22 protein-coding genes are annotated in these 22,120 nt (G+C 54.8%); 12 read left to right on the top strand and 10 right to left on the bottom strand.

Annotated features, from left to right (window positions below; translation table 11 throughout):
- Positions 1–264: 264 nt before the first annotated feature.
- Both Q3F21_RS23815 and Q3F21_RS23810 read left to right on the top strand, forming a co-directional pair.
- On the top strand, positions 265–1,056 hold the full coding sequence (locus tag Q3F21_RS23815) for a class III extradiol ring-cleavage dioxygenase (protein WP_340258560.1): 792 nt from the start codon (positions 265–267) through the stop codon (positions 1,054–1,056).
- Positions 1,057–1,137: 81 nt separating this feature from the next.
- Positions 1,138–1,599, top strand: a complete 462-nt coding sequence (locus tag Q3F21_RS23810; RefSeq protein WP_340258558.1) for a carboxymuconolactone decarboxylase family protein — start codon at positions 1,138–1,140, stop codon at positions 1,597–1,599.
- 139 nt (positions 1,600–1,738) lie between these two features.
- Here the strand turns inward: Q3F21_RS23810 and Q3F21_RS23805 are convergent, their stop codons facing one another.
- Both Q3F21_RS23805 and Q3F21_RS23800 read right to left on the bottom strand, forming a co-directional pair.
- The gene (locus Q3F21_RS23805) at positions 1,739–2,284 is read right to left on the bottom strand and encodes a pyridoxamine 5'-phosphate oxidase family protein (protein ID WP_340258556.1); all 546 of its coding nucleotides are present in this window, start codon (positions 2,282–2,284) and stop codon (positions 1,739–1,741) included.
- Positions 2,285–2,428: 144 nt separating this feature from the next.
- Positions 2,429–3,430 (bottom strand): metal-dependent hydrolase, encoded by a 1,002-nt coding sequence (locus Q3F21_RS23800; RefSeq protein ID WP_340258554.1) that lies wholly within the window; start codon positions 3,428–3,430, stop codon positions 2,429–2,431.
- 205 nt (positions 3,431–3,635) lie between these two features.
- Here Q3F21_RS23800 and Q3F21_RS23795 point away from each other — a divergent pair, with 205 nt between their 5' ends.
- Together Q3F21_RS23795 and mutY are read left to right on the top strand one after the other, a co-directional pair.
- The gene (locus Q3F21_RS23795; protein ID WP_340258552.1) at positions 3,636–3,944 is read left to right on the top strand and encodes a hypothetical protein; all 309 of its coding nucleotides are present in this window, start codon (positions 3,636–3,638) and stop codon (positions 3,942–3,944) included.
- 6 nt (positions 3,945–3,950) lie between these two features.
- Positions 3,951–5,063: an A/G-specific adenine glycosylase gene (gene mutY / locus Q3F21_RS23790; RefSeq protein WP_340258550.1), complete on the top strand. Its 1,113-nt coding sequence runs from the start codon at positions 3,951–3,953 to the stop codon at positions 5,061–5,063.
- 28 nt (positions 5,064–5,091) lie between these two features.
- On the opposite strand, the gene Q3F21_RS23785 is transcribed toward mutY, so the two are convergent.
- Both Q3F21_RS23785 and Q3F21_RS23780 read right to left on the bottom strand, forming a co-directional pair.
- Positions 5,092–5,250, bottom strand: a complete 159-nt coding sequence (locus Q3F21_RS23785) for a YrzI family small protein (protein WP_340258548.1) — start codon at positions 5,248–5,250, stop codon at positions 5,092–5,094.
- 134 nt (positions 5,251–5,384) lie between these two features.
- Positions 5,385–5,540: a hypothetical protein gene (locus Q3F21_RS23780; RefSeq protein ID WP_340258546.1), complete on the bottom strand. Its 156-nt coding sequence runs from the start codon at positions 5,538–5,540 to the stop codon at positions 5,385–5,387.
- A 509-nt stretch (positions 5,541–6,049) separates the two neighbouring features.
- On the opposite strand from Q3F21_RS23780, the gene Q3F21_RS23775 reads away from it, so the two are divergent.
- Together Q3F21_RS23775 and Q3F21_RS23770 are read left to right on the top strand one after the other, a co-directional pair.
- Entirely contained in the window at positions 6,050–6,568 is a 519-nt protein-coding gene (locus tag Q3F21_RS23775; RefSeq protein ID WP_340258544.1) for a methyl-accepting chemotaxis protein, read from the top strand.
- A complete protein-coding gene (locus Q3F21_RS23770) occupies positions 6,565–6,879 on the top strand; it encodes a hypothetical protein (RefSeq protein WP_340258542.1) in 315 nt (104 codons plus the stop codon). Before Q3F21_RS23775 ends, Q3F21_RS23770 begins: the two co-directional genes overlap by 4 nt.
- A 197-nt stretch (positions 6,880–7,076) precedes the next feature.
- On the opposite strand, the gene Q3F21_RS23765 is transcribed toward Q3F21_RS23770, so the two are convergent.
- Positions 7,077–7,301 (bottom strand): hypothetical protein, encoded by a 225-nt coding sequence (locus tag Q3F21_RS23765; protein ID WP_340258540.1) that lies wholly within the window; start codon positions 7,299–7,301, stop codon positions 7,077–7,079.
- A 195-nt stretch (positions 7,302–7,496) separates the two neighbouring features.
- Here Q3F21_RS23765 and fabL point away from each other — a divergent pair, with 195 nt between their 5' ends.
- The 6 genes from fabL to Q3F21_RS23735 all read left to right on the top strand — a co-directional run bounded on the left by fabL (position 7,497) and on the right by Q3F21_RS23735 (position 13,945).
- A complete protein-coding gene (fabL, locus tag Q3F21_RS23760; RefSeq protein WP_340258538.1) occupies positions 7,497–8,255 on the top strand; it encodes an enoyl-[acyl-carrier-protein] reductase FabL in 759 nt (252 codons plus the stop codon).
- Positions 8,256–8,380: 125 nt separating this feature from the next.
- Positions 8,381–8,794, top strand: coding sequence for a GNAT family N-acetyltransferase (locus Q3F21_RS23755; protein ID WP_340258536.1), 414 nt, complete (start codon positions 8,381–8,383; stop codon positions 8,792–8,794).
- A 47-nt stretch (positions 8,795–8,841) separates the two neighbouring features.
- Positions 8,842–9,378, top strand: a complete 537-nt coding sequence (locus Q3F21_RS23750) for a DUF402 domain-containing protein (protein WP_340258534.1) — start codon at positions 8,842–8,844, stop codon at positions 9,376–9,378.
- Between the two features lie 127 nt (positions 9,379–9,505).
- Positions 9,506–11,293 (top strand): ABC transporter ATP-binding protein, encoded by a 1,788-nt coding sequence (locus Q3F21_RS23745; RefSeq protein WP_340258531.1) that lies wholly within the window; start codon positions 9,506–9,508, stop codon positions 11,291–11,293.
- Between the two features lie 18 nt (positions 11,294–11,311).
- On the top strand, positions 11,312–12,520 hold the full coding sequence (locus Q3F21_RS23740; RefSeq protein WP_340258529.1) for an MFS transporter: 1,209 nt from the start codon (positions 11,312–11,314) through the stop codon (positions 12,518–12,520).
- 138 nt (positions 12,521–12,658) lie between these two features.
- Positions 12,659–13,945, top strand: a complete 1,287-nt coding sequence (locus Q3F21_RS23735; RefSeq protein WP_340258527.1) for an MFS transporter — start codon at positions 12,659–12,661, stop codon at positions 13,943–13,945.
- Positions 13,946–14,265: 320 nt separating this feature from the next.
- On the opposite strand, the gene Q3F21_RS23730 is transcribed toward Q3F21_RS23735, so the two are convergent.
- The 5 genes from Q3F21_RS23730 to Q3F21_RS23710 all read right to left on the bottom strand — a co-directional run bounded on the left by Q3F21_RS23730 (position 14,266) and on the right by Q3F21_RS23710 (position 22,063).
- The gene (locus tag Q3F21_RS23730) at positions 14,266–15,126 is read right to left on the bottom strand and encodes an NAD(P)-dependent oxidoreductase (protein WP_340258525.1); all 861 of its coding nucleotides are present in this window, start codon (positions 15,124–15,126) and stop codon (positions 14,266–14,268) included.
- The gene (locus Q3F21_RS23725) at positions 15,123–15,956 is read right to left on the bottom strand and encodes an NAD(P)-binding domain-containing protein (RefSeq protein ID WP_340258522.1); all 834 of its coding nucleotides are present in this window, start codon (positions 15,954–15,956) and stop codon (positions 15,123–15,125) included. The genes Q3F21_RS23730 and Q3F21_RS23725 overlap by 4 nt, the downstream gene beginning before the upstream one ends.
- Positions 15,957–16,081: 125 nt before the next feature.
- Positions 16,082–16,765 carry a zinc metallopeptidase gene (locus tag Q3F21_RS23720; protein ID WP_340258566.1) on the bottom strand — a complete coding sequence of 228 codons (684 nt, stop codon included), beginning with the start codon at positions 16,763–16,765 and terminating at the stop codon, positions 16,082–16,084.
- Positions 16,766–17,117: 352 nt separating this feature from the next.
- On the bottom strand, positions 17,118–21,662 hold the full coding sequence (locus tag Q3F21_RS23715) for a glutamate synthase-related protein (RefSeq protein WP_340258520.1): 4,545 nt from the start codon (positions 21,660–21,662) through the stop codon (positions 17,118–17,120).
- A 260-nt stretch (positions 21,663–21,922) separates the two neighbouring features.
- Complete coding sequence (locus Q3F21_RS23710) at positions 21,923–22,063, bottom strand: hypothetical protein (RefSeq protein WP_340258518.1); 141 nt, start codon at positions 22,061–22,063, stop codon at positions 21,923–21,925.
- Positions 22,064–22,120 lie beyond the last annotated feature (57 nt).

The following is a 22,120-nucleotide window of genomic DNA, read 5'->3' as shown; positions in this document are numbered from 1 at the left end:
GTGTCAAATGCTTGAGGAACTGGATGACCTGCGGGAGGGAAGCGGGGTAAAGGTTTCTTTTGCCGGGCCCGTTTCCGAATCAAGCGACGGCGGGGACGATCGTCATCGTGGAATAGCAAAGCGAAGCGAATATCGCCGGTGCAGCCATTGGATTGAGGTTTGATCGAAATCGCCTTGCAAAGGAAAAGATAGAAAGTGTGGAAAGGATGAGATATAATACTTACAAAAGGTAATTAAGTGTACAAAAGGAAGGAGTCTTGCACCATGACAATGCCGTCGCTTTTTCTTGCCCACGGAGCACCCCTGCTTGCGATTGAGCGAAATCAATATACAGAAGCGCTAAAGCAATTGGCGAAGGAGCTGTCTCGCCCGAAAGCCATCATGATTTTCTCCGCGCATTGGGAGAGCTGCGTCCAGGCTGTCGGTACGACAGAGTTCAACGCTACCATTCACGATTTTGGCGGCTTTCCTCGCGAGCTTTACGAAATTCAGTACCCCGCCAAGGGCGATCCCGCTTTGGCTGCCAAGACAATGCAAGCATTCGCAAAGGTGAACATTTCCGCACAGGCAGAGCCGGTCCGGGGGCTGGATCACGGAGCGTGGGTCGTCTTGCGCATGATGTACCCGGAAGCGGATATTCCGGTCGTCTCGCTCTCGGTCAATCCGTATCTGTCGCCGGAAGAGCAGTATGCGATTGGCAAAGCGCTGCGAGCTTTCCGCGACGACGGGGTCTTGATCATTGCAAGCGGCGGAACCGTACACAATTTTGCTTACATGAATATGCGCTCTGATACTGAGGAGGGAGATGAGTGGGCTGTTCAGTTTGAGGAGTGGCTGCGGGATAAGATCGAGGCTTGGGATTTGGAATCTCTGTTCCGCTACGAGACGCTTGCCCCGTATGCCCGGCAGGCCGTTCCAGCGCACGGAAGCGAGCATTTCGTACCGCTGCTGTACGCGATGGGCGCCGCCGATGAAGACAGAACGGCAGCCAGGGAGCATATCAGCTTTCGCTACGGCAGTCTCAGCCACGTCATTTGGAAGTTTGGAGCCAAATAAAAAAAATCTCGGAAATGCGGTCACAAACTCAAGGGGTTTATCGTTTCAAGTACGAACGCAAAATCCACTGAGAGAGGATCGATGGAAATGAAACCGAGAATGGAATATCGAAAAGCCAATCCCCAGGCTTTCCAAGCTATGCTGCAGCTGGAGGGCTTCGTCCGCAGCAGCGGGCTGGATCATAAGCTTCTGGAGCTGGTAAAGACGAGGGCGTCCCAGTTGAACGGCTGCGCCTACTGCCTCGACATGCACACGCGTGAAGCCAGAGAAGCTGGCGAGACCGAACAGCGTCTGTACCTGCTCAATGCCTGGAGAGAGGCGGATGTGTACACCGACGCGGAGCGGGCGGCGCTGGCACTGACGGAAGCCGTCACGCTGATCGCGAAGGAAGGAGTGCCGGAAGCGGTGTTCCAAAACGTACAAAAGCATTTCAGCGAGAAGGAAATCGTCTCCCTGCTGATGGCCATCAACACGATCAATTGCTGGAATCGCCTGGCCATTTCTACCGGGATGAGCGCTCCTGCGACCCTGCCGGTACGGTAAACCGTGAAGCCGTTTTGACCGTTAGCGCAGTTTACGCCTGAGCAAAAAGACACGTCTGCCCCGAAAGAGTGCCCCGACCGAGCCTTCAGGTCGCGACCTCATGACGGTCAGACGTGTCTTTTTTTGTGAAACGTGTCGCTTACACGTCCATTTGCTGTGTACGCCCCGGATAAAATGCGCTTGTTTCTGACAGCGGATTCCCTTTTGCCGTGATCGCATCGGGCTTGATCCGAAACACGGCGGCGGCGCTGCCCATGGAAGAGCGGTACTTCAACACATGCTGCAAGGACAGCGGCTCCGGGTAGTAGCCGGGGACGTATTTGTCCAGCATGGCTTGCAGGGCGTCGCGCTTTTCTTCCGGATCTTCTACCCGTTCCACGATGCCGAACAGCATGGCACTCATGTAAGCAGTGTCGGTGAGAGCGGGTACGGGATCGGCGATCGTTCCGTATTCGTCGCAGACTGTGAAGCAGACGCGGGCGTTTTTGGCGATCATCTCCACTTTTCTGCCGGAATCCGCTCCGTGAAAGTAGACATTTCCGTTTAGCCAGCTAAAGTTCAGCGGGACGACATACGGCACTTCCCCGTCAGACAGGCCGAGATGGCCGATCCTGGCCTGCGTCAGGAAGGCGTCGATTTGGTTTTGATCAGTAATCGTGCGTTTGGAATAGCGGATCGGAAACAAAGGATCTCCCCCGTTCAGCGTATTGGTGTACGTCCATGATAGGAGGATGCTGACCTTTGAAAAAGGGGCAGTTTATTGTTTTTGCATCGGGTCAGATGGTAAATAAAAAAGCGCCTGCCTGTGAGCAAGCGCGTTTGCCATATGTTATCCCAGCTGTATTTCTTTGTCCGGATCGAGCTTTTTGGCAAGCTGTTCTTCACCCCGGTGAATCCAGCCTACGAACGAGTCGCGGATATTCAAGTCGTTATCCAGATAGACTACGGCGACGAACATATAGTGGCTTTTTCCGGAGTACCTGGCCCGATAGCGCAGGTCAAACCATCTTACTTCGTAGCCGAACGGCTGCTTTTTGGTCTCGACGTGGGCATGGCGAACAAAGGAAAGAAACGCCTGTACCTTCTTGTCAGTCTTCGCGACGGCGATCAGCTCATTTTCCGGCTTGATCGTAAAGACATCCAGGATGCTGACTTCACCGCCGTGCACTTCACCGACGTACCAATGGTGATTCGTTTGGACGACAAAGGTCCACTGATTCCAGGAGAGTGTCGGGATGACCGTGTAGGTCCCCTCTTTGCCGATGTACGTCCGAACCGTTTCGCTCATTCGTTTTTTCACTTGCCAGCGCCAGAAGTAATACGGAATGAGCGACAAATATACCCACAGGAAAACGTGCCCCGGATTAGCGCCCGCGCCCCATAGCATCAGGCCGGTCACATGAGCGGCAAAAATAAACGGATCGAAAATAAAGATGACATTCCAGGCTATCCACTTGTTGGTAAACGGGTACAATCCTTTTGTTCCATAGGCGTTAAACAGATCGACGAAGACGTGGAGACAGACAGCGGCAAAAATCCAGCCGAGAAGGTGCAGCCAGTGAGCCTGCGGGGAAATGGCCTGTACGAGAGCGAAGACTGCAGCCGTCCAGATTGAAAGCGCCGGAATGGAGTGAGAGACTCCCCGGTGGTGGCGGATGTAAGCGGCACTTCCCCGAAAACGGGTGAATCCATCCAGGTCTGGTGCCTGTGAACCGATGACTGTTCCGATCATGACTGCCTCTGCCAATCCCGGTGTTGAAGCTACGACAGGATCAAGGTGGGCGAGACCTGCCAATCCGAAGCCCATGGCAAAGTGAGTTGCAGTATCCATGAGGTGCGAACGCTCCCCCTTTCGTTCCGGCAAAAACTTGCCCATAAACGCCGTCGCGCATCCGTGAAACGGCCCCATTGAGGTTTTCTTATCAGTTATTATAGCGTGTTGGGTGGGAAAATTCCCTGTTCTGCTGAAAAAAGTATCCTTGTTCCTTTGGAAACGGGCAGGTATGATGAAAGGGACCGGAAAGGAGAGGGACAACGTGCTTACCGTTTTCATCGAATACAAGATCGCAGAATCCATGCGCGACCAGTACCTTCGTCTGCTGGCAGAAATGCCGGCCCGAATCGGGGAAAAGGGAGCGCGCGAATACCGCTGCTGGGAAGGGTATGACCAGCCCGGTTTGTTCGTCGAAGCCTTTCATGTAGAGAGTGTCGGGCAATACGAAGCGATCAAGGCATGGCGGCTGGCCGATCAGGAGTTCTGCGCCTGTGTGGCGGGAGGGGCAGCCAAATTGCACGTATGGGCGTTTAAGCCTGCCCATTTGGCGCGAGAAAAGGAGTTTGCATAGACAACTATGGCAGGAAAGCAAAAAAAAGCGTTAACGTATACACTTCCCGAAGAGTTTCATGTCTTTGGATTTTCGCGTGATCTGTTGGCCTGGTATGACGGCCAGAAGCGGGATCTCCCCTGGCGCATCAATCGGGATCCGTATCGGGTCTGGGTTTCGGAGATCATGCTGCAGCAAACGAGGGTCGAGACGGTAAAACCGTATTACCATAACTTTATGGAAAAGTTTCCAACCGTAGAAGCGCTGGCCGATGCTCCCGAGGAAGAGGTGCTGAAGGCTTGGGAAGGGCTCGGGTATTACTCGCGTGCCCGCAATTTGCAAAGCGCCGCCCGGGAGGTCAAGGTACGCTACGGGGGCGTTATCCCGGACAAACCCGAAGAAATCGCAAAGCTGAAAGGGATCGGTCCGTATACGGCGGGAGCGATTCTCAGCATTGCCTACGAAAAATCGGAGCCAGCCGTGGACGGCAATGTCATGCGCGTTTTCTCGCGCTTGCTGCTCATGACCGATGACATCGCCAAGCCGGCCACACGGATAAAAGTCGAGCATCTTGTCAGACAGGTCATACCTGAAGGGAGAGCGGGCGATTTCAATCAGGCGCTGATGGAGCTGGGCGCACTCGTTTGCGTGCCGAGAACTCCGCAGTGCCTGACGTGCCCGGTGTTTGATTACTGTCTCGCTCGGCGTGAAGGCGTTCAGGAAGAGCTGCCGGTGAAAGGCAAGGCGAAGCCGCCGCGGCCGGTCAATTTGCAGGTAGCCGTAGTTCGGCGAGGGGACCGCGTATTGATGAACAAGCGGCCGGAGCAAGGGCTGCTTGCCGGAATGTGGCAGTTTCCGATGATTGAGAGCGATGCAGACACGCTGTCCGTCAAGCAGCAGGCGCTTCTGGATGGCTTGAGCAGTCGTTTTGGCCAGGATGCTGAGGTTTTGCAGCCGTTGATGGAGGTTCAGCATACGTTTTCCCATCTACACTGGAACATGGAGGTATGGCTTTGCGACTGGATTGACGGAGCGGAGCTGCCTTCCGATGCCCGCTTCGTTACCTTGGACGAGATTTCGTCCCTCGCACTCCCCGTTGCCCATCAAAAAATCGTGGAAAAGCTAAAAAGCGACCGCTAGGGTCGCTTTTTTCCGCTATTTGTACTCCTTACCAGCGGCAGTATTCGGGGAACTGGGCTGCTTGCAGCAAGCGCTTCTCTTCCCATTCCCGGATGAATTGCTCCTGCTGATAACGAGCTTCGGCTTCCTCTGGAGACAACACACGCTTCTCGATGCGAATGCTGAAGAAAATCATTGGAATGTACATTACACTACCCCTCCTACAGGGACAAAAATGGTCAGTCAGCCGCCTTCTATCGATTTGACTCCTGTGAATCTCATTTTCTGACGGCGAATTTTGCTTCTCATCTGACATCCCTCCTTGGATTACTTTTCAAAGTCTTACCCGCGAATTGCAAAATCAGGGTATTGAGCAGCCTGCATCGCTTGCGCGTTTGCGCGTTCTTGCAAATAGCGCTCACAGTTGTACTCGGCGATACGCTGTGCGGCGTTTTGGCGCTCGATCTTGATTGTGAAAAACAAAAAGTTGACTACCATCTTGAATCACCTCCTCTCAAGGGAAAAATGGATATAAAAAGACCGCGGGCTAGGGGCCTACGGTCTTGGTAGCGGCAAAAATGGGAATAAAAAGACCACAAGCTACAACGCCTGCGGTCTGGTATGCGACGAAAAGGGTATAAACAAGAAGCGCAGTCTTGCAATATGCTACGATTCGTTCGTCCAGGAGGCGTTGTCATATGAAGTTGTTGGAACCAGTGCCATATCGAGTGCTGCCATAGTTACCATAATCATGTTGATTGCCTCCTTCCTTAGAATGATCAATGAAAATCGTACTCTTAGAATATGGCAAATTTTTCTCGATGTAAAGGTCTTTTTTGCCAAAAAATAAAAGAAAATAAATTCTGACAATAGAAGCGGGTGGTTTGCTAGACCTTGCTTCTCGTATACTGAAACAACATATAAAGGCAATTAGTATTTTTATCCAATTTTTCTTCCTTCAGAACAGGGTAAATGGTACTGAACATAAAAAGAAGGGGAGTTCGCCTTTGGGGAAGAGGAACACATCAGTCAGAACAAAATTGATAGCCACCTTTGCAGCGGTACTGATGATCCCGACACTCGTACTGGGATTGCTTTCGTACCAAAGCGCTAAGGAACAAATATCCGAGCAGCTGCTGAGCGCCGCTCATGAACCGGAAAAGCTTGCCAGCGAGGGAGATCAATCGGTCCGGGAGGCTGTCCAACAGATGAACGCTTCCAATCAAAGCATTCAGGCCTTGTCCGATGTGATCCAGAGCCTGGGCGGCCGTTCCCAGGAAATCGGCAACATCGTGGAGCTGATGGGCAATATCGCGAAACAGACGAACCTGCTCGCCCTGAACGCCGCGATTGAAGCAGCGCGCGCCGGCGAGTCGGGACGCGGTTTTTCCGTCGTGGTCGACGAGGTCCGCAAGCTGGCCGAGCAGTCTTCGGATTCCGCCCGGCAAATCGCCGTGCTGATCGCGGCGATCCAGTCCGAAACGGATACGGCTGTCGAGGTGATGAAACGGAGCCGGAAGGAGTGACGGCCGGGATCGAGAAAGTTTCTATCGCTGGCCAGTCCTTCGACCAGATTCGCATAGCGGTCGGGGAAGTGGCAAATAGAATCGCGGAGGTTTCCGATGCGACCCAGCGCGTGTCATCCCGTACCCGCCAGGTTAGTGAATCGATCCGTAGCATAGCGGAGCTGTCGGTTCTCAGCTCGGATGGTACCCAGAGCGTTTCCGCAGCAGCAGAGGAGCAGCTGGCGTCTATGGAGGAAATCGCTTCGTCCGCAGTCGAATTGGAAAAAATGGCAGCCCATCTGCGGGAGCAGATTGCCCGTTTTCAAACCTAAATCAAGTTGCTGGCCAGAAGTTCTCCGGCCTTGTTTTTTTTGCCGTCATACACCAGATCAGCCAAGCGCTGGGGACAGGCTCAGACCCAAAACATAAAAATAAGACCGATCATGGCTGCCAGGCTAAAAGCAACGATAGTGATAATGGTTCCAAGCTGGCGGTTCTTGGTTTTCACGAAAAATGGCACTCCCTTCCTTTAGTCGTATATAGGGGCGGAAGAATGGTCCCAGCCTCCGCCGTCTCCGCCGACAGGACCTCTGGATTCCAGTTCTTTGATGATTTTGGCGTGCATGGAGGTTCCCTCCGCGTTCAGATAAGCGGCCAACTGCGACATGGCGTGGTGATAGTACAGCAATTCATTCAGCTCCCAGTCGTCCAGCGATGTCATGGTCAATTCGGACAATTCACGGCCAATATACATAGAAATAGAGTCTCCTTTCCGTGCAAACCGTTCTCCTGATAGTATGGCTGGCCTTACTCATTTCCATCCCGGACAGGTTTGAGGCTTTTCGCTTGTGTCATTTCGCGGGTAGCAATTGCCAAGGCGGAGATGTATAATAAATGACGAAATGCTTAGTACCTGATATTAATAGTTGGTGTAGTAGGAGGGCAACTTATGAATACAATAAAAAAAGTGGCGCTCGTAACAGGGGGAACCCGCGGGATTGGCAAAGCGATCGCGATGCAGCTGGCGGAGCAGGGCTATGACCTCGTGCTGAACTATTTGCGCAACCGTTCCGCTGCCCGTGAAGCGGCAGCCGAGCTGGAGGCGAAAGGAGCCCGTGTCCATCTGGTGAAAGCCAATGTGGGAGATGTGGAAAAAATCAGAGAGCTGTTTGCGGAAATCGACCGCGAATTCGGCCGTCTGGATGTACTCGTCAACAACGCGGCCTCGGGAGTGCTTCGACCTCTGATGGAGCTGGAGGAAAGCCACTGGGACTGGACGATGGATATCAACAGCAAGGCGCTTTTGTTCTGCGCGCAGGAAGCGGCGAAGCTGATGATCAAGACTGGCGAAGGTGGAAAGATCGTCAGCTTGTCCAGCTTGGGCTCGATCCGCGTTCTGGACAACTACACCTCTGTTGGCGTATCCAAAGCGGCAGTCGAAGCGCTTACCCGTTATCTCGCGGTTGAACTTGCTCCGCACAATATCGTTGTAAATGCAGTGTCGGGCGGTGCGGTCGATACGGACGCGCTGCGCCATTTTCCGAATCGGGAGGAGTTGCTCGCGAGTTCTGCGGCACGCACGCCAGCGGGACGGATCGTGGAGCCGGAGGATTTGGCCAATGCGGTGATGTTCCTGCTCTCCGACAAAGCCTCGATGGTTCGCGGACAAACCCTGATTGTCGATGGAGGCATTTCTCTGCTTACGTGATTGCGAAAATTTTTGGAGGGGACGGCAGGCTATCAGCCTCCACCCCTCTTTTGCATCTTCGTACGGAGACAAACTTGTCCTTTTTGGTGTACAATAGAAAAAGAAGGCATCGAAGGAGGCAACTTATGCTGATTCGTCCGTTTCGGCTCGGTGACTATTCCGCAATTACTCGCATTTGGCAGGAAACCGGTTTGGAGGAACAAGAAGCAGAATCGCTGAATGACCTGGCCAAACAGCTTGCATGGGACAGCGATCTGGTGATGGTGGCAGAGCAAGAGGGTGAAGTGGTCGGCGTGGTTGTCGGAACCATTGACGGGACACGGGCTTATTTTTACCGTTTGGCTGTTCTCCCCCGCTTGCAGGGTGGAGGTATCGGCCGGAAATTGGTGGAGGCGATCGAACAGCGCTTTAGACAGCGAGGCGTCAATCGCGTTCTGATCATGGTAAATCAAGCCAATCCGGAAGTACTCCCTTTTTATCATTCGCTTGGCTATGAGATGCAAAAATATGTTACACTTTCCAAAAAGCTCTCTTCTTAAGGGAGACTGTCCCCATTCAGATAGAGAAGAGAAGAAAGGGGAGGGTCATGTCGCCAGCTCCAGGCTCCATTATCCGCATTGAAAGCTTTAAACACGACCACTCCCTGCATCGTATCTGGGATAAGACGACACTCATCCACACCAGCGATGCAGTAGTGATTGGCGGCAACGACCGAGTAAAAGTGACAGAGTCTGACGGCCGGGAGTGGCGTACGCGTGAACCGGCAATCTGCACCTTTGGTCGCGGACAGTGGTTTAATACCATCGCCATGATTCGGGACGATGGCATTTACTACTATTGCAACATCGGTTCCCCGTTCAGTCTGAAGGGGACTCTCTTGAGTTACATTGATTACGATCTTGACGTAAAGGTGTTTCCCGATATGACCTACACGATCCTCGACGAAGAGGAATTTCTCTTGCACGGCAAGCAGATGAATTACCCTCCTGTGGTCGTCGAGCGCGTACAAAGCGCATTGCGGGAAGTGCTGGAATGGGTTCGTCTGAGACGAGGCCCTTTTCAAAACGGATTTGTCCAACGCTGGTACGAGCGTTACCTGTTGGTGCGTGAGGACGAGGAATAATCCCTTTCCCGATTGACGGGGGAGGGATTTCCTTGTTTGGCGGTCACTTCCTGGTTTTATATGAATGGCGAGAATAAAATCAAGAAAGAAGTTGATTAGACGGAGCGTGTAAAAGGGGGAGCGGGCTTTGAGTATCCGTCGCTACATGAAATATGTAAAGCCGTATGCCAAGCAAATCATCGGCACGATCTTTATCGGCATTATCAAGTTTTCCATACCGTTGCTATTGCCCTTGATCATCAAGTACGTTATCGACGATCTCTTGCCGAGTCCGATGCCTCAGTCAGAAAAGCTGACCCAGCTGTTTTGGCTGATGGCCGGAGCGTTTTTCGTTTTTACTGTAATCAGGGCCCCCGTAGAATACTATCGTCAGTACTTTGCCCAGTGGGTGTCCAGCCGCATTTTGTTTGACATCCGCAATCAGCTGTTCGACCACCTGCAGCGTCTGTCGATGCGCTACTACAACAATCACAAGACAGGCGAGGTCATCTCGAGGGTGATCAACGACGTGGAGTCGACCAAGAGCTTTATCGATACAGGGTTAATGAACCTGTGGCTGGACCTGATCACCATCGGAATGACTCTGACGGTGATGATGTACATGGACGCGGAGCTTACGGTTGTGTCTATTCTCGTTTTCCCGCTGTACGGCTTCTCCGTTAAGTATTTTTACAAGCGGCTGCGCCAGCTGACGCGGGAGCGATCGGCAGCGCTGGCCCATCTGCAGGGACATTTGCACGAGCGGGTCAACGGGATGTCGATGATCCGCAGCTTTGCTCTCGAAGAGCATGAGAACAAGCAGTTCGCCAAGGAAAACAATCATTTTTTGACGAAAGCGCTGGCTCTGACACGCTGGAATGCGAATACGTTCGCCGTCGTCAACACGATTACGGACATCGCCCCGCTGCTCGTGATTTCTTATGCCGGCTATCAGGTCATCAACGGCACGATGTCGATCGGGACGCTGGTTGCCTTTTACGCATACCTGGACCGCCTCTATACGCCGCTCCGGCGTCTGGTAAACTCCTCGACGACGTTGACGCAGGCCGTGGCTTCGATGGACCGGATGTTTGAATTTATCGATGAGTCGTATGATATTACCGACAAACCTGACGCAGGCGTACTCCCTGTCGATCCGGAAACGGGCCGAATCCGCGGCGAGGTCCGCTTTGAAGACGTCTCGTTTCGCTATCGGGATGAGGGACCTCTGGTGCTGGAAAAGATAAACCTGACGATACAACCGGGCGAGACGGTCGCCATCGTCGGCATGTCAGGGGGAGGCAAATCCTCTTTGATCAGCCTCTTGCCCCGCTTTTGGGACGTAACGGAAGGACGCATCACCGTTGATGGCGTCGACATTCGGGACATCAAGCAGCAAAACCTGCGCGGCCACATCGGCATGGTGCTGCAGGACAATATTTTGTTTAGCGAATCGGCACGCGTCAATATCATGATGGGCAATCCGGATGCGACTGAGCAAGCTGTGATCGAAGCGGCCAAAGCGGCCAATGCGCACGACTTTATCATGGAATTGCCGGAGGGCTATGACACGGAGCTTGGCGAGCGCGGAGTTAAGCTGTCCGGCGGACAAAAGCAGCGAATCGCGATTGCCCGCGTCTTTTTGCGCGACCCGGGCATTCTCATATTGGATGAGGCGACGTCGGCGCTCGATCTGGAGTCGGAGCACATGATTCAGGAGTCGCTCGCCCGCCTGACCCACGGGCGGACGACGATCATCGTTGCGCACAGACTGTCGACGATCACCCATGCAGACAAGATTGTCGTCATGAAAGAAGGAAGAATAGTGGAGCAGGGCCGCCACGAAGAGCTGCTGGAACAAAAAGGCGTGTATCACAACCTGTGGAATGTGCAGGATTTGGGAACTTCCGGCGAACAGCAGCCGGCCTTGCAATAAAGGAGGGAGAGAGCGCCAATGGAAGCGTGGCGACGCAACTTGTACGTACTGTGCGGAGCTCTTTTTGTCGTGATGATGGGGATGAGCATGATCATGCCGTTTCTGCCCTTGTACATCCAACAGGATTTTGGCGTCGAGGATCCTCATGAGGTGACAGCCTGGGCAGGAGTCATCTTTGGCGCCAACTTTTTGACGGCTGGTCTGGTCTCCCCGATCTGGGGCAATTTGGCTGACAAGTACGGGCGCAAAATCATGATTTTACGCTCCGGTTATTTTATGTCCGTCATTATCGCTGCGACCGGGTTTGCCAACTCCCTGTGGATGCTGTTGGGTCTCAGGCTGTTGAACGGGATGGTCGGCGGTATAATCCCGGCCAGTACCGCCCTTGTCGCTTCTTCGACGCCGAAGGAACAGATCGGCTGGGCCCAAGGCCTTCTGCAGTCCTTCATTACGGCGGGTTCGATTATGGGACCGCTGTTTGGCGGGCTCTTGGAACCGCGGATCGGTTTTCGGATGATTTTTGTCGTCACAGGCTGCCTGCTTTTACTGGCTACCCTCGTCATCACCTTTACGGTAAAAGAGACGTTTGTTCCGCCGGGAGAAAAGGAGAGGACTAGTCTGCGCGACGACTTTCGGATGATTTTTTCTTCCAAGAAGCTCCCTGTTCTGTTTTTTGTGACGGTCATGATCCAGTTTGCTCTCTTCAGCATCATTCCCATCCTGCCGGTCTATATCGGTATCCTCTTGGGAAGCGCGGGTAACGTTGCGCTTTGGGCCGGGATCGTCCAAGCGGCGATGGGAACGGCAAACGTGCTGGCTGCTCCGCGGCTTGGCCGTTTTGGGGACCGGTTCGGCTCGCAAAAAGTGCTTCTGGGATGTTTGCTCGCCGCTGGTCTATTGTTTATCCCCCAAGGCTTTGTCACCGCTGTATGGCAGCTGGTGGTGCTGCGCTTCCTTTTGGGCTTGTCGCTCGGAGGACTGCTCCCATCGGTCAATGCGCTGCTCCGTCGTGCCACCCCGACTCATATGGTAAGCCGGGTGTACGGGTACAACAACAGCTTCGTCAGTATCGGCAGCATGCTGGGCCCGATGATCGGCGGTTTTATGGCAGGCTATGTAAGCATCAACGGCGTATTTTGGATGACCAGTGCGTTTTTGCTCATCAACGCGGGCTGGGTATACTTCAGCTTTTTCCGGAAAAAGGAAGTCTTGCAGGAAGGGACCTGATCAAGTAAGATTGATGTACATAACACAGTTCGTGAAAGGGGCATCCCTCCATTGTAAACCTCTTGTCGGCCGATTCACCCAAACAGAAGCATTGCTGCTCATCATTTGTTTGGCAGACCGACAGGAGGTTTATTTGTCATGTTCACAAAACGGTATTGGCTGCTGTTTTCCGGGCAGTCCTTGGCCAATCTTGGCGATGTGTTTTATGTTGTCGCTGTCGTATCAGCCGTGTACGTCTCGACCGAATCCGCATTTTACACGGGCGTTGTTCCGATCCTTTTTGTGGCTGCCCAAACGATCAGCGGACTGATGGCGCCGCTGCTGTTTAGACGGGTTACGCTTGCCGGGGCCTTGATCGCCTCGCAGGCATTGAAAACGGTCTTGCTTGGCCTGTTCGCCCTGTTTCTCGCTTATGCCAGTGCTTTAGACCAGCAGCTCGGCACGGGAAAATTGATTCTTGTTTTTTTCTTTGTCTTTGCCAACGCCTTCTTGGACGGATGGGCCACGCCTGCGCGCAATGCCCTGGTGCCGTCGCTGGTGCCGCGCGATGGCCTGGTAAGGGCAAACGGACTGATGGCGACCTCGGACCAGACGCTCCAGTTCGCCGGTTGGGCAGCGGGCGGATTGCTGGTGGCCTTGCTGGGATATGCCGATGTGCTGTGGGGAACGTTTTTTGCCTATGTGGTGGCTACAATTGCGGTTTGGCCGCTTGGAAAAAGGCGGGGAAAGCAAGCGGTGGAAAGTGGCAGAAATGACACGGAAACAATGGATAACGCGCCTACAGGCGCTGATCAGGACAAGGCACCCCAGTCGTGGACGACCGGCTGGCGCTTGATCAGGAACCGGCGCCCGCTGCGGCTGCTCGTGCAGATGGAAGTGCTGGAGGGCCTCTCGGGTGCGGTCTGGATGGCCGCTATCCTGCTTCCTTACGTTCACACGGTATTGGGACAAGGCGAGGAATGGTGGGGATACATCAACGCCGCTTACATGCTTGGCTCAGTCGCGGGTGGAGCAGTGGTGCTGGCTGTCGCTGACAGAATTCGCTCGCGGCTCCTGACGGCTGTTCTGGCAGGCACACTGTTCTCCGGAATGATCACGCTGTTGTTCGGTGTAAGCTCGTGGACGTGGAGCGCGCTAGTGTTGTCCTTTGCGCTCGGTCCTTTTTACCAGCTGCAGCAGGTCGCCAAACAGACAATGATTCAGGAGGAGTCTCCCGCCGACTCGCTGCCGCTGGTGCTCTCGGCCAAGGGAACATTGGATTCGGTCACCTTTGGTTTGTCCGTGTTGATCATGGGGGGAGTTGCCGATTTGGCCGGAGTCCGCGCCGTTTATATACTCGCTTTTGCCCTGCTCGGCATATCGGCTGTTGTCGGTATGGCGCTTCGGCGAAACGGACAGCTTTCTGCCCGGGCGGAAACGAAGTAAAAGAATAGGAAAACTGGGGCGTTTGCCCCGGCTTTCCCAGGGGAGAGTGTATGGATGACGGAAAAGAACAACATTCACGAGACTCAGCCTGTAAACAACCTTCCGCTTGCTGATCCGCCTATAGATCCCTTCTAGTAACAGGCGCAGAGAGCAGAAGCTGGGGGCCCCCCCAACCGGTGGATATCAGCTCCATGCCCAAATGGCTGAGAGTCTTTGGCTGTTCCTTTGTCGCCGTTTTCTTTTTCTGCGTTCTCATGCTTATTATTTCCAGCGTTTTGAATTGAATGAACGATTTTTCCGGCCATTGTCATCAAGGGCCATTATTTTTTTTCCGGATCGAGAAAACGGAGGATGGCCGTCAAATCGAGATCGCCCAATCCCTCTTCCAGTGCTGTCCGATAGCTGGCCGCTGCCGACTCCGCCAGAGGGGAGGAGACGCCCGCTTCACGAGCCAGACGCAAATCCTTGGCCATGTGCTTTAAGGCGAAAGCAGCCGGATAGTCGTCGGCCAGGATGGAAGCAGCCTTGCCGCGGATCAGCGGCGTACCGACAGCGCTTTCGGAGATGATCGTCAGCATTTGTTCGGCAGTGATGCCCATGCTGCGGGCGAACAACAGCGTTTCCGCCACGCCCTGGACAGTAATGCCCAAGAGCAGGTTAATCGCCAGCTTCGCGGAGGTCCCCGCCCCGTTCGGCCCGAGATGAAGCGCCACCTTACCCAGCTTGTCCAAGAGCGGCTTCACTTGTGCAAAATCCTGCCGCTCTCCGCCTGCCATGATGACCAGCTGTCCTTCCTTCGCCGGCCCCACGCTGCCGGAAACGGGCGCGTCCACAAAACGCATCCCGACCCGCTGGCATTGATCCGCGAGAAATCGTGAGGTCTCCCGGGAAACCGTGCTCATATCCACTGCCAGCTTGCCCCGGACATCGGCGGTGGACAGCAATCCCCCTGGTCCCGTGTAAACGGATTTGACGGCATCGTCGTCACTCACCATCGTAAAAATGATGTCGCAGCTTTCCACTGCTTTCTCGATCGAGCCGGCAAAGACGGCGCCGAGGCTGGTGAGCGGCTCTGCCTTTTCGGGAGTGCGGTTCCATACGTAAACGTCATACCCGGCCGCGAGCAAGTTGCTCGCCATCGGAATGCCCATATTGCCGAGTCCAATCCATCCGATTTTCATGTCAGGTCTCCTTTGTTGTCGTTAATCTGTTTTTGTACCTTCTGCTTTAACAACGCGTGCTTTTCGCCAGTCATGGAGAAAAGCTCGTCAAAAGCTTGCGGCAGCGCCCGGCCCAATACAGCCAGCCCTTCCTCGGTGATGCCGCCTTTGGTCGCGACCTTTTCCATCATCTGGTCAAATCCCATTTGCTGGTTTTCCAGCAGCCTGGAGGTGCCTGCCAATGTTTCCACAAGCATCCGCCGGGCGGTATCGATCCCAAGCTCAGGGGATGTACGGACTGCGGCCTGGGCGAACGCTTCCAATATGCCCGCGATCAAGCCGGGAGCGCTGCTGGTCAGGATCGTGGCGGTTTCGACGCTTTCCTCCGTAACTTCCTCAACTGTTCCAAGCGCGCCGAGGAGCAGCTGCAAGCTTTTCCGTTGCCTCTCGCTTACCCGGCTGCTGTTTACGAGCAGCGAAACGCCGCGCAGCTCTTCCGAGGTGACAGTCGGAATCACCTTGCTCACGGGGCCGCTATGTATCGTCTCCAGGTCTTGCACACTGACGCCTGCCGCTACAGAGACGAGATGCAGCCTGGAGGGGAGGGTCAACTCCCGAAGTACAGGCAGTACGTCCAGAGGCTTGGTACAGATAAACAGCATGTCTGCCCGATCGACTGTCTCCTGGGCGGAATCGGCGAGTTGAACCGGAAAGCTTTGCTGCAGATCGGCTGCCTTTTCCCGGCTGCGGTTGAAGACGACGATGTCGCCGGGGGAAACGGCCCGGCTCCTGCACAAGCCTTTGACGAGCATCTGTCCCATATTCCCTAATCCGATAATTCCGATAACCATTTTGCTTCCCCTCCTTCCAAACCTATCCTAACAAATTGGGAACGAAAAAGGTACAGTCCCGAAAAGGGAGCTGTACCTCGCGTGGATATTCCTTTCAATCAAAGCAGGACGCGTCAGCGAGCCTGTTATTCCTCCCGTGTGTTGGTAAAGATCATGATGTACTTGATCAGCTCCAGCACGGAGATCAGGGCAGCCGCCACATAGGTGAGGGCTGCGGCACCGAGAACCTTGTTGACGCCGCCTTCTTCGTTGTTGCGGATGAAGCCCATTTTCACCATCATCGTTTTCGCGCGGCTGCTGGCGTTGAACTCGACCGGCAGTGTGATCAGCTGGAAGGCAACCGCCGCGGAGAAGAAGAGAATCCCCAGGAGTATCAGATTGGCAGCCTGGAATAAGAAGCCGGCCAACAGCATAAACGGAGCAACGCCGGATACCAGGTTGACGATCGGGAAAATGCGGTGGCGGGCCACCAGCATCGGATAGGACACTTTATGTTGGACTGCGTGGCCTACCTCGTGGCAGGCTACCGAAATCGCGGAAATCGAATTGCCCATATATACCGGATCGGACAGGCGAACGACGCGGGAAATCGGGTCGTAATGGTCAGTCAGCGTACCGGGAATGTGTTCAACAGGGACATTGGTCAAGCCGTTCGCGTCCAGCATTCTGCGGGCTGCCTCGGCCCCGGTGAGACCGGAGGAAGCGGGCACATCCGCAAAGCGGTTAAAGGTCCCCTTCACGCGGAACTGGGCCCAGAGCGAAAGACCGAAAGCAATGAAAATCAGGAAATCCATGGGGTGAAACAACAGCATGAAGTGATCACTCCTCATTTTCTCAAATAAATGTACCATGAATCAAACATCCAACTATTGTGCCCATTACCTGCTTTTACGATTTAACAGGACGTCGGTTTCATTTTTTCTGTGAAAAACGTCCCTGTGCGAAGAGGTCATGGTGTATTCATCAATCCAGGAGGATAAACGCGCATGGCTGATTCTGGGGCACTTTTGTGACAAGGCGGCCGGATGTGGCGGTGTCTTTTCTTCTATTGTACAATCTTTGACTATTATTGACAATATAAATGGATGTTGATATGTGTAAAAAAGAAGAACCCTTCCCTGGTGGGGAAGAGTTGGGAATAAAGGCTTGCGTGGGACTGCTTTACTCTGTCGAGACAGACGGATCGGCCTGCTCTTTTTTCGGAGAGATCATCAGGAAGTGGTCGGCCGGATTCTCGATCAGCTTTTGAATGCGGCTGGCTGTTTCGTATTGCTCCACGGCGAGCAGCTCTTCCTTGTAAGCGGAAAGCAGCTCTTGGACGTCGTTCTTTCCGGTATCGTCGAGCTGGTACAAAAATACCTTTGCTCCCTTGGCGATGCGGCGCTCCAGCGCGGCGCGGTCAAAGCCGAGCTCTGGCTGAAGTCGCACGTAAATGACGCCGCCGGTCATCCCTGCGCAGATCCACGGCCCTGGATCGCCGAGCACGACAGCGCGGCCGTTTGTCATGTATTCAAAGGCAAAGCCCTTCAGGTTGGCGCGAGCTCCGATGCCTCCCAGCTGGTCGTTGATCGGCTGCGTGATCTCGCCGCCAAAGACGACATCGGCGCCGGAAAGGCGGATGCAAGCGCGGGAGTCGGCGTTGCCCTGGACGATAAAAAGCCCTTTTTGCGCCCCGTAGCAGAAGCTTTTGCCGACAGAGCCGTTGATGTAAGCGCCGTTCATTCCCTTCGCCTTGAGGATCGAGACGCGTCCGCCAAATCCGGTTTTGCCTACCCCGTCCTGTGCGCCTCCCTGGACGCGAATGTTGACGCCCTGCGCATTGTAGGCGGCCAGCCCGTTGCCCGGAACGCTGCCGTGGGTAAAGTGCAGCGAGACTTCCGGCAGAGAGGCGTAGCTTCCGTCCAGATGCTCCTTTACCCGCGCGCCGGACCAGCGGCTTCCGAGGACGCGTTCGCCCGAGAGAATGCTGCTAAAGGTCTCCTGGATGGGGAGATCCGCCTGATAATAGCGATCCCGGGTCTCTCCTGCGACTGCGCCGGCCGCCACCAGCACGCGGCTGTCTTCCTGGACCTCTTGGACGCTTGCGACAATGCCGTACCGCGGATGGAGCGCAAGCAAAGAAGCAAGATCGATCCTCTCCAGAAGACGGCTTTGCACCAACAGGTCGGAGCGTCCGACCAGATCCTGTGTCCGGGTAAAGCCGAGCGCCGCTGTAATCCGGCGCACTTCTTCGCCAAACAGGGTAAAGAAGTTTTTCAGGCCACCCACCGCCATATCGAACTGACGCGGAACAAAGCGGCGCAGTCCCTTTTCGTGCGCTTCTTCGGGCGAGTCGATCTGCGTGGCGATCCCGACATGGCAAGTATCAAGGTGGCAGCCTCGGCAGGTCGTGCAGCCTACCGCGATCATGGCCAGCGTACCGAACCCGATGCGGTTTGCCCCGAGCAGCATCAGCTTGACGACATCGGCGGCGCTTTTCACGCCTCCGTCTGCCCACAGCTCCACCTTGTGGCGCAATCCCGCCTCCAGCAGTGCGTTGTGGGCTGCCTTGACGCCAATCTCGGCGGGAAGTCCCACGTGCTGCAAGGCGTGGACGCGGGCCGCTCCCGTACCGCCGTCAAACCCGGAGAGCGTGATGAAGTCGGCTCCGGCTTTGGCGATCCCGACGGCAATCGTGCCGATGTTGGGGACGATTGGCACCTTGACGCAAACCTTGGCTTCGTGATTGGCTGTTTTCAGTTCGGTGATCATCTGCGCCAAATCTTCGATCGAGTAAATGTCATGATTGTTGGACGGGGAGATCAGGTCAGAGCCGATCGTCGCATTGCGGGCAGCGGCGATTTTGGCTGTTACCTTGGAGCCTGGCAGGTGACCGCCTTCGCCTGGCTTGGCACCTTGGCCGATCTTGATTTCCAGGATGTCTGCCGCATTGGCCAGCTCGATATTGATGCCGAAGCGGCCGGAAGCAACCTGGATTCCGCGCGTTTTCCGGTAACGGCCGAGCATGTCTTTGATCTCGCCGCCTTCCCCGTTCATGCTGATCATGTTCAGCTGATCCGCTGCTTCCGCATAAGCGCGGAAAGCCGTTTCGTTTTGTGAACCAAAGGACATGGAGGAGATCAGGAACGGCAAGGAATGGCTGCCTACACTGAGGTCCACCTGTTCCGCTTCCGCCTGATCCTGTCCCTGCCGCATGCTCTTGTCAAGGGCGAAGTCGGTTACATGGCGAATCGCGATCGGGTTCTCCCGCTCGTTTTCCTCCAGCTTTTGCGCGTAGTCGGCGTAAGGAATGTCTCCTGCCGCGACTTGTCCGATCAGCTTCCACAGGCGCGGGAAGATGTGGAAGGTCTTGGCTTCCCGGGCTGTTTGACTCGCGTAATCCTGCGCGCGGCGGCTGCTGTCTTCTTCCAGGTCGGCAAAGGAAAGCCCCGACTCGGCAGAGCCGCAGAAGTTGATGATGGACAGGGCGGAAGCCAGTTCCTCGCGCAGACCGATGGAAGAAACCAGGCGTCCGTATCCGCGCAGTTCATGGATGCCGATGGTGGAAATCACTTTTTCCAGCCCTTTGTTCAACGCGCTGTACAAGTTCGTGGCCGATGTCACCCCATCCTTGGCAAAGGCTGTGGCGAACATCAAATACGGCGACACGGCATCCGCGCCAAAGCCGAGTGCCAGAGCGAGATCGTGCAGCGAGCGGATAGAGCCGGAGCGCAGCAAGAGCGAGGCGCGGCGGCGCAGATTGTCTCCGTCTTTCAGAAAAACGGCTTTGAGCGCCTGATCAGCGGCCGCCACCGCCAGCAGAGGATCGATCCAAAGCTTGTCGTCCCGATGCGTTTCCGTATCGTCTAGCACGACCAGCACCGCACCGCCCTGTACGGCTTGCACAACCGTCTGCTTTATTCGGTTCAAACCGCCTTCCAGCCCCTCTCCTTTCGAAAAAGAGGTGGACACCAGAGAAATGCTGGAGGGGTGGTTGTTCAGATAATGGATGACCTGCTCCAGCGAGAAGGTGCCCTGCTGTTCAGCGGCGGCCTGCAGCGACTGACCTTCAAACAGCACGGGAGAAGGCAGCTCCAGACGCAATCCGGCGGCCGGCTTTGAGCAGAGCGGGACGCGTGAGCCGACGACGACGCGGGTAGAGAAGTGCTCCATTTCCCGGTCGCGGTCGATCGCCGGATTGGTTACGACAGCAACGCTTTCCTTGAGGTAATCGGCCAAGTTTTGCCGCTCCTTGGACAGAGCGCCGAGCGGCCCGTCATGCCCGAGTGAACGGATCGGCTCGACGCCGTTGGCAGACATCTGCTCGACCAGCTGGATTTGCTCCCGATCCCAGCCGAATGCGCTGTACACCGAAGAGGTAGGAGGTTCTGCATCAGGCTCGGAAACGAGGGCGTTTGCCTCGTACGCGAAATAGAGGTGCTGCCGCCAGCCATCCGTTTTTACCTTGTTCGTGAAACGGTCATGGACCAATTGCTGCAGGCTGTGGTGTGGCACGACTTCCGCTTCCCGATCCGCATGGAGGAGAATGCCGACCTTTTCGCCGGGGGCCAAAGATTTCGGCTCGGCTGCCATCTGGTGAACGGGGATGACTCCCTGCTCAGAGGAGAAGTAGTAGGAGGCTGCGCTTTCCACCATCCACAGCGGACGCAGGCCTAGCGCGTCGACGCTGAATAAGCACTCATTTCCATAGCGGGAAACGATGCCGGCCGGTCCCTGGGCAAAATGTCCCCAGGCCTGGCGCAGATAGGCGTACAGGTCCTGCAGATGAATAGGCAGGTTTTTCATTTCGTGATGGATTGGAGGGAAGACAATTTCCATCGCTTCAAACAAGCTGAGCTCGTAGCGGTGGATAAAAGTTTCCACCGTCCGGTTGACATTCTGGGAGTCGCTTCCGCCTTCGACGAGCGGGACGCCTAAAAGGAGCGCTTCTTCCTCCAGCTTGCTGATCGTGTTGATCTCCCCGTTGTGGCCAAGCAGCGAAAACGGCTGGACCCGGAAGAAGTTGGACAGCGTGTTGGTCGAATAGCGATTGTGTCCGATCGTCACCGACGACGCGAATCGATCATCGGCCAAATCGCGGAAATAGCGGGGGAGGATGGAGGCGGCGCCCATCACCTTGTACGCAGCTGTGTAGGGACTGAGGGAAGCGACGTGAACATGGTGGGCACCTTCGATGGCAATCTGCAGCTCAAACAGGCGCTGGGCATACGGGTAGCCGGCCAAGTCCTCCTTTGGAAACAAAGCCACTTGCCAGAAGAGCGGTTCGTCCCGTTTTCCATTTTTCCCGAGAGCGGCAGAGTCCACCTCCTGTACCCGCTCAAGCAGAATGTCGATGGAATGCTCGGCAAACAGCTGACGGATCCGGTTTTGGACTTCCTGCGGGTCGTGACCGGACTGGGGAACGAAGAGATGGGCCACCGCAAAGCGCTTGTCGTAGGCGAAATCACCGTCAAGCCCCGCCTGTTGAAGGTAGGAGGACCAAAGGGCGCGAGGGATGTCCGTCAGGATTCCGCACCCGTCTCCTTCTCCGTCGATAAATCCGGAGCGATGCTCCATTTGAATCAGGGAGCGGATGGTTTCATCCACGTTTGTTCGCGTAGGGCTCCCTGATTTTTCGATGACACAAATAATTCCGCAGCTATCGTGTTCAATCCTGTGATAGTTTTGAAAGGTTTCGATTGCTTCTTTCTGCAGGTAGTTTCTCATGGTTGCGGTCAGACGAACTGACCCTCCACCTCCTTCGTTAATAGTCGGAAACTTCAAAATAGTAGTGCTAAGAATAACATGAATGAATGGAGTACACAATCAGGCTTTGGATAATCATGTAAATGTAAGCGTTTTAAATTTGATAAAATGTTTTTTCTTGATAAAATATGCATATTTATGCACGTGAATCATCGGGATCGGGCACAAAAAAACGCATGCTTCATCAAGGATGGCATGCGTTAAGCTGAAGATTTGAAAGATTAGCGGTCGTGCTCCTGCGTCTTGTGGTGTTCCGTCTTTCGCGGATTTTGAAAGCCGACGACTTCCATCATCTTGGAGCTCATTTTTGGGTCCATCGTCTTTTCCGGCGCTTGCGGGTATGTTTTCTCCCCTTTGGACACGTAAAATCCCTCCTGCTGTGGTATGCTGTCCCGCTTAGTATGCGGAAGAAGCCCACG

It is taken from the genome of Brevibacillus borstelensis, assembly GCF_037834415.1.
GTDB lineage: Bacteria > Bacillota > Bacilli > Brevibacillales > Brevibacillaceae > Brevibacillus > Brevibacillus borstelensis_A.
The sequence above is the reverse complement of the archived record's forward strand: the minus strand, read 5'-3'. Positions and strand labels throughout refer to the sequence as shown.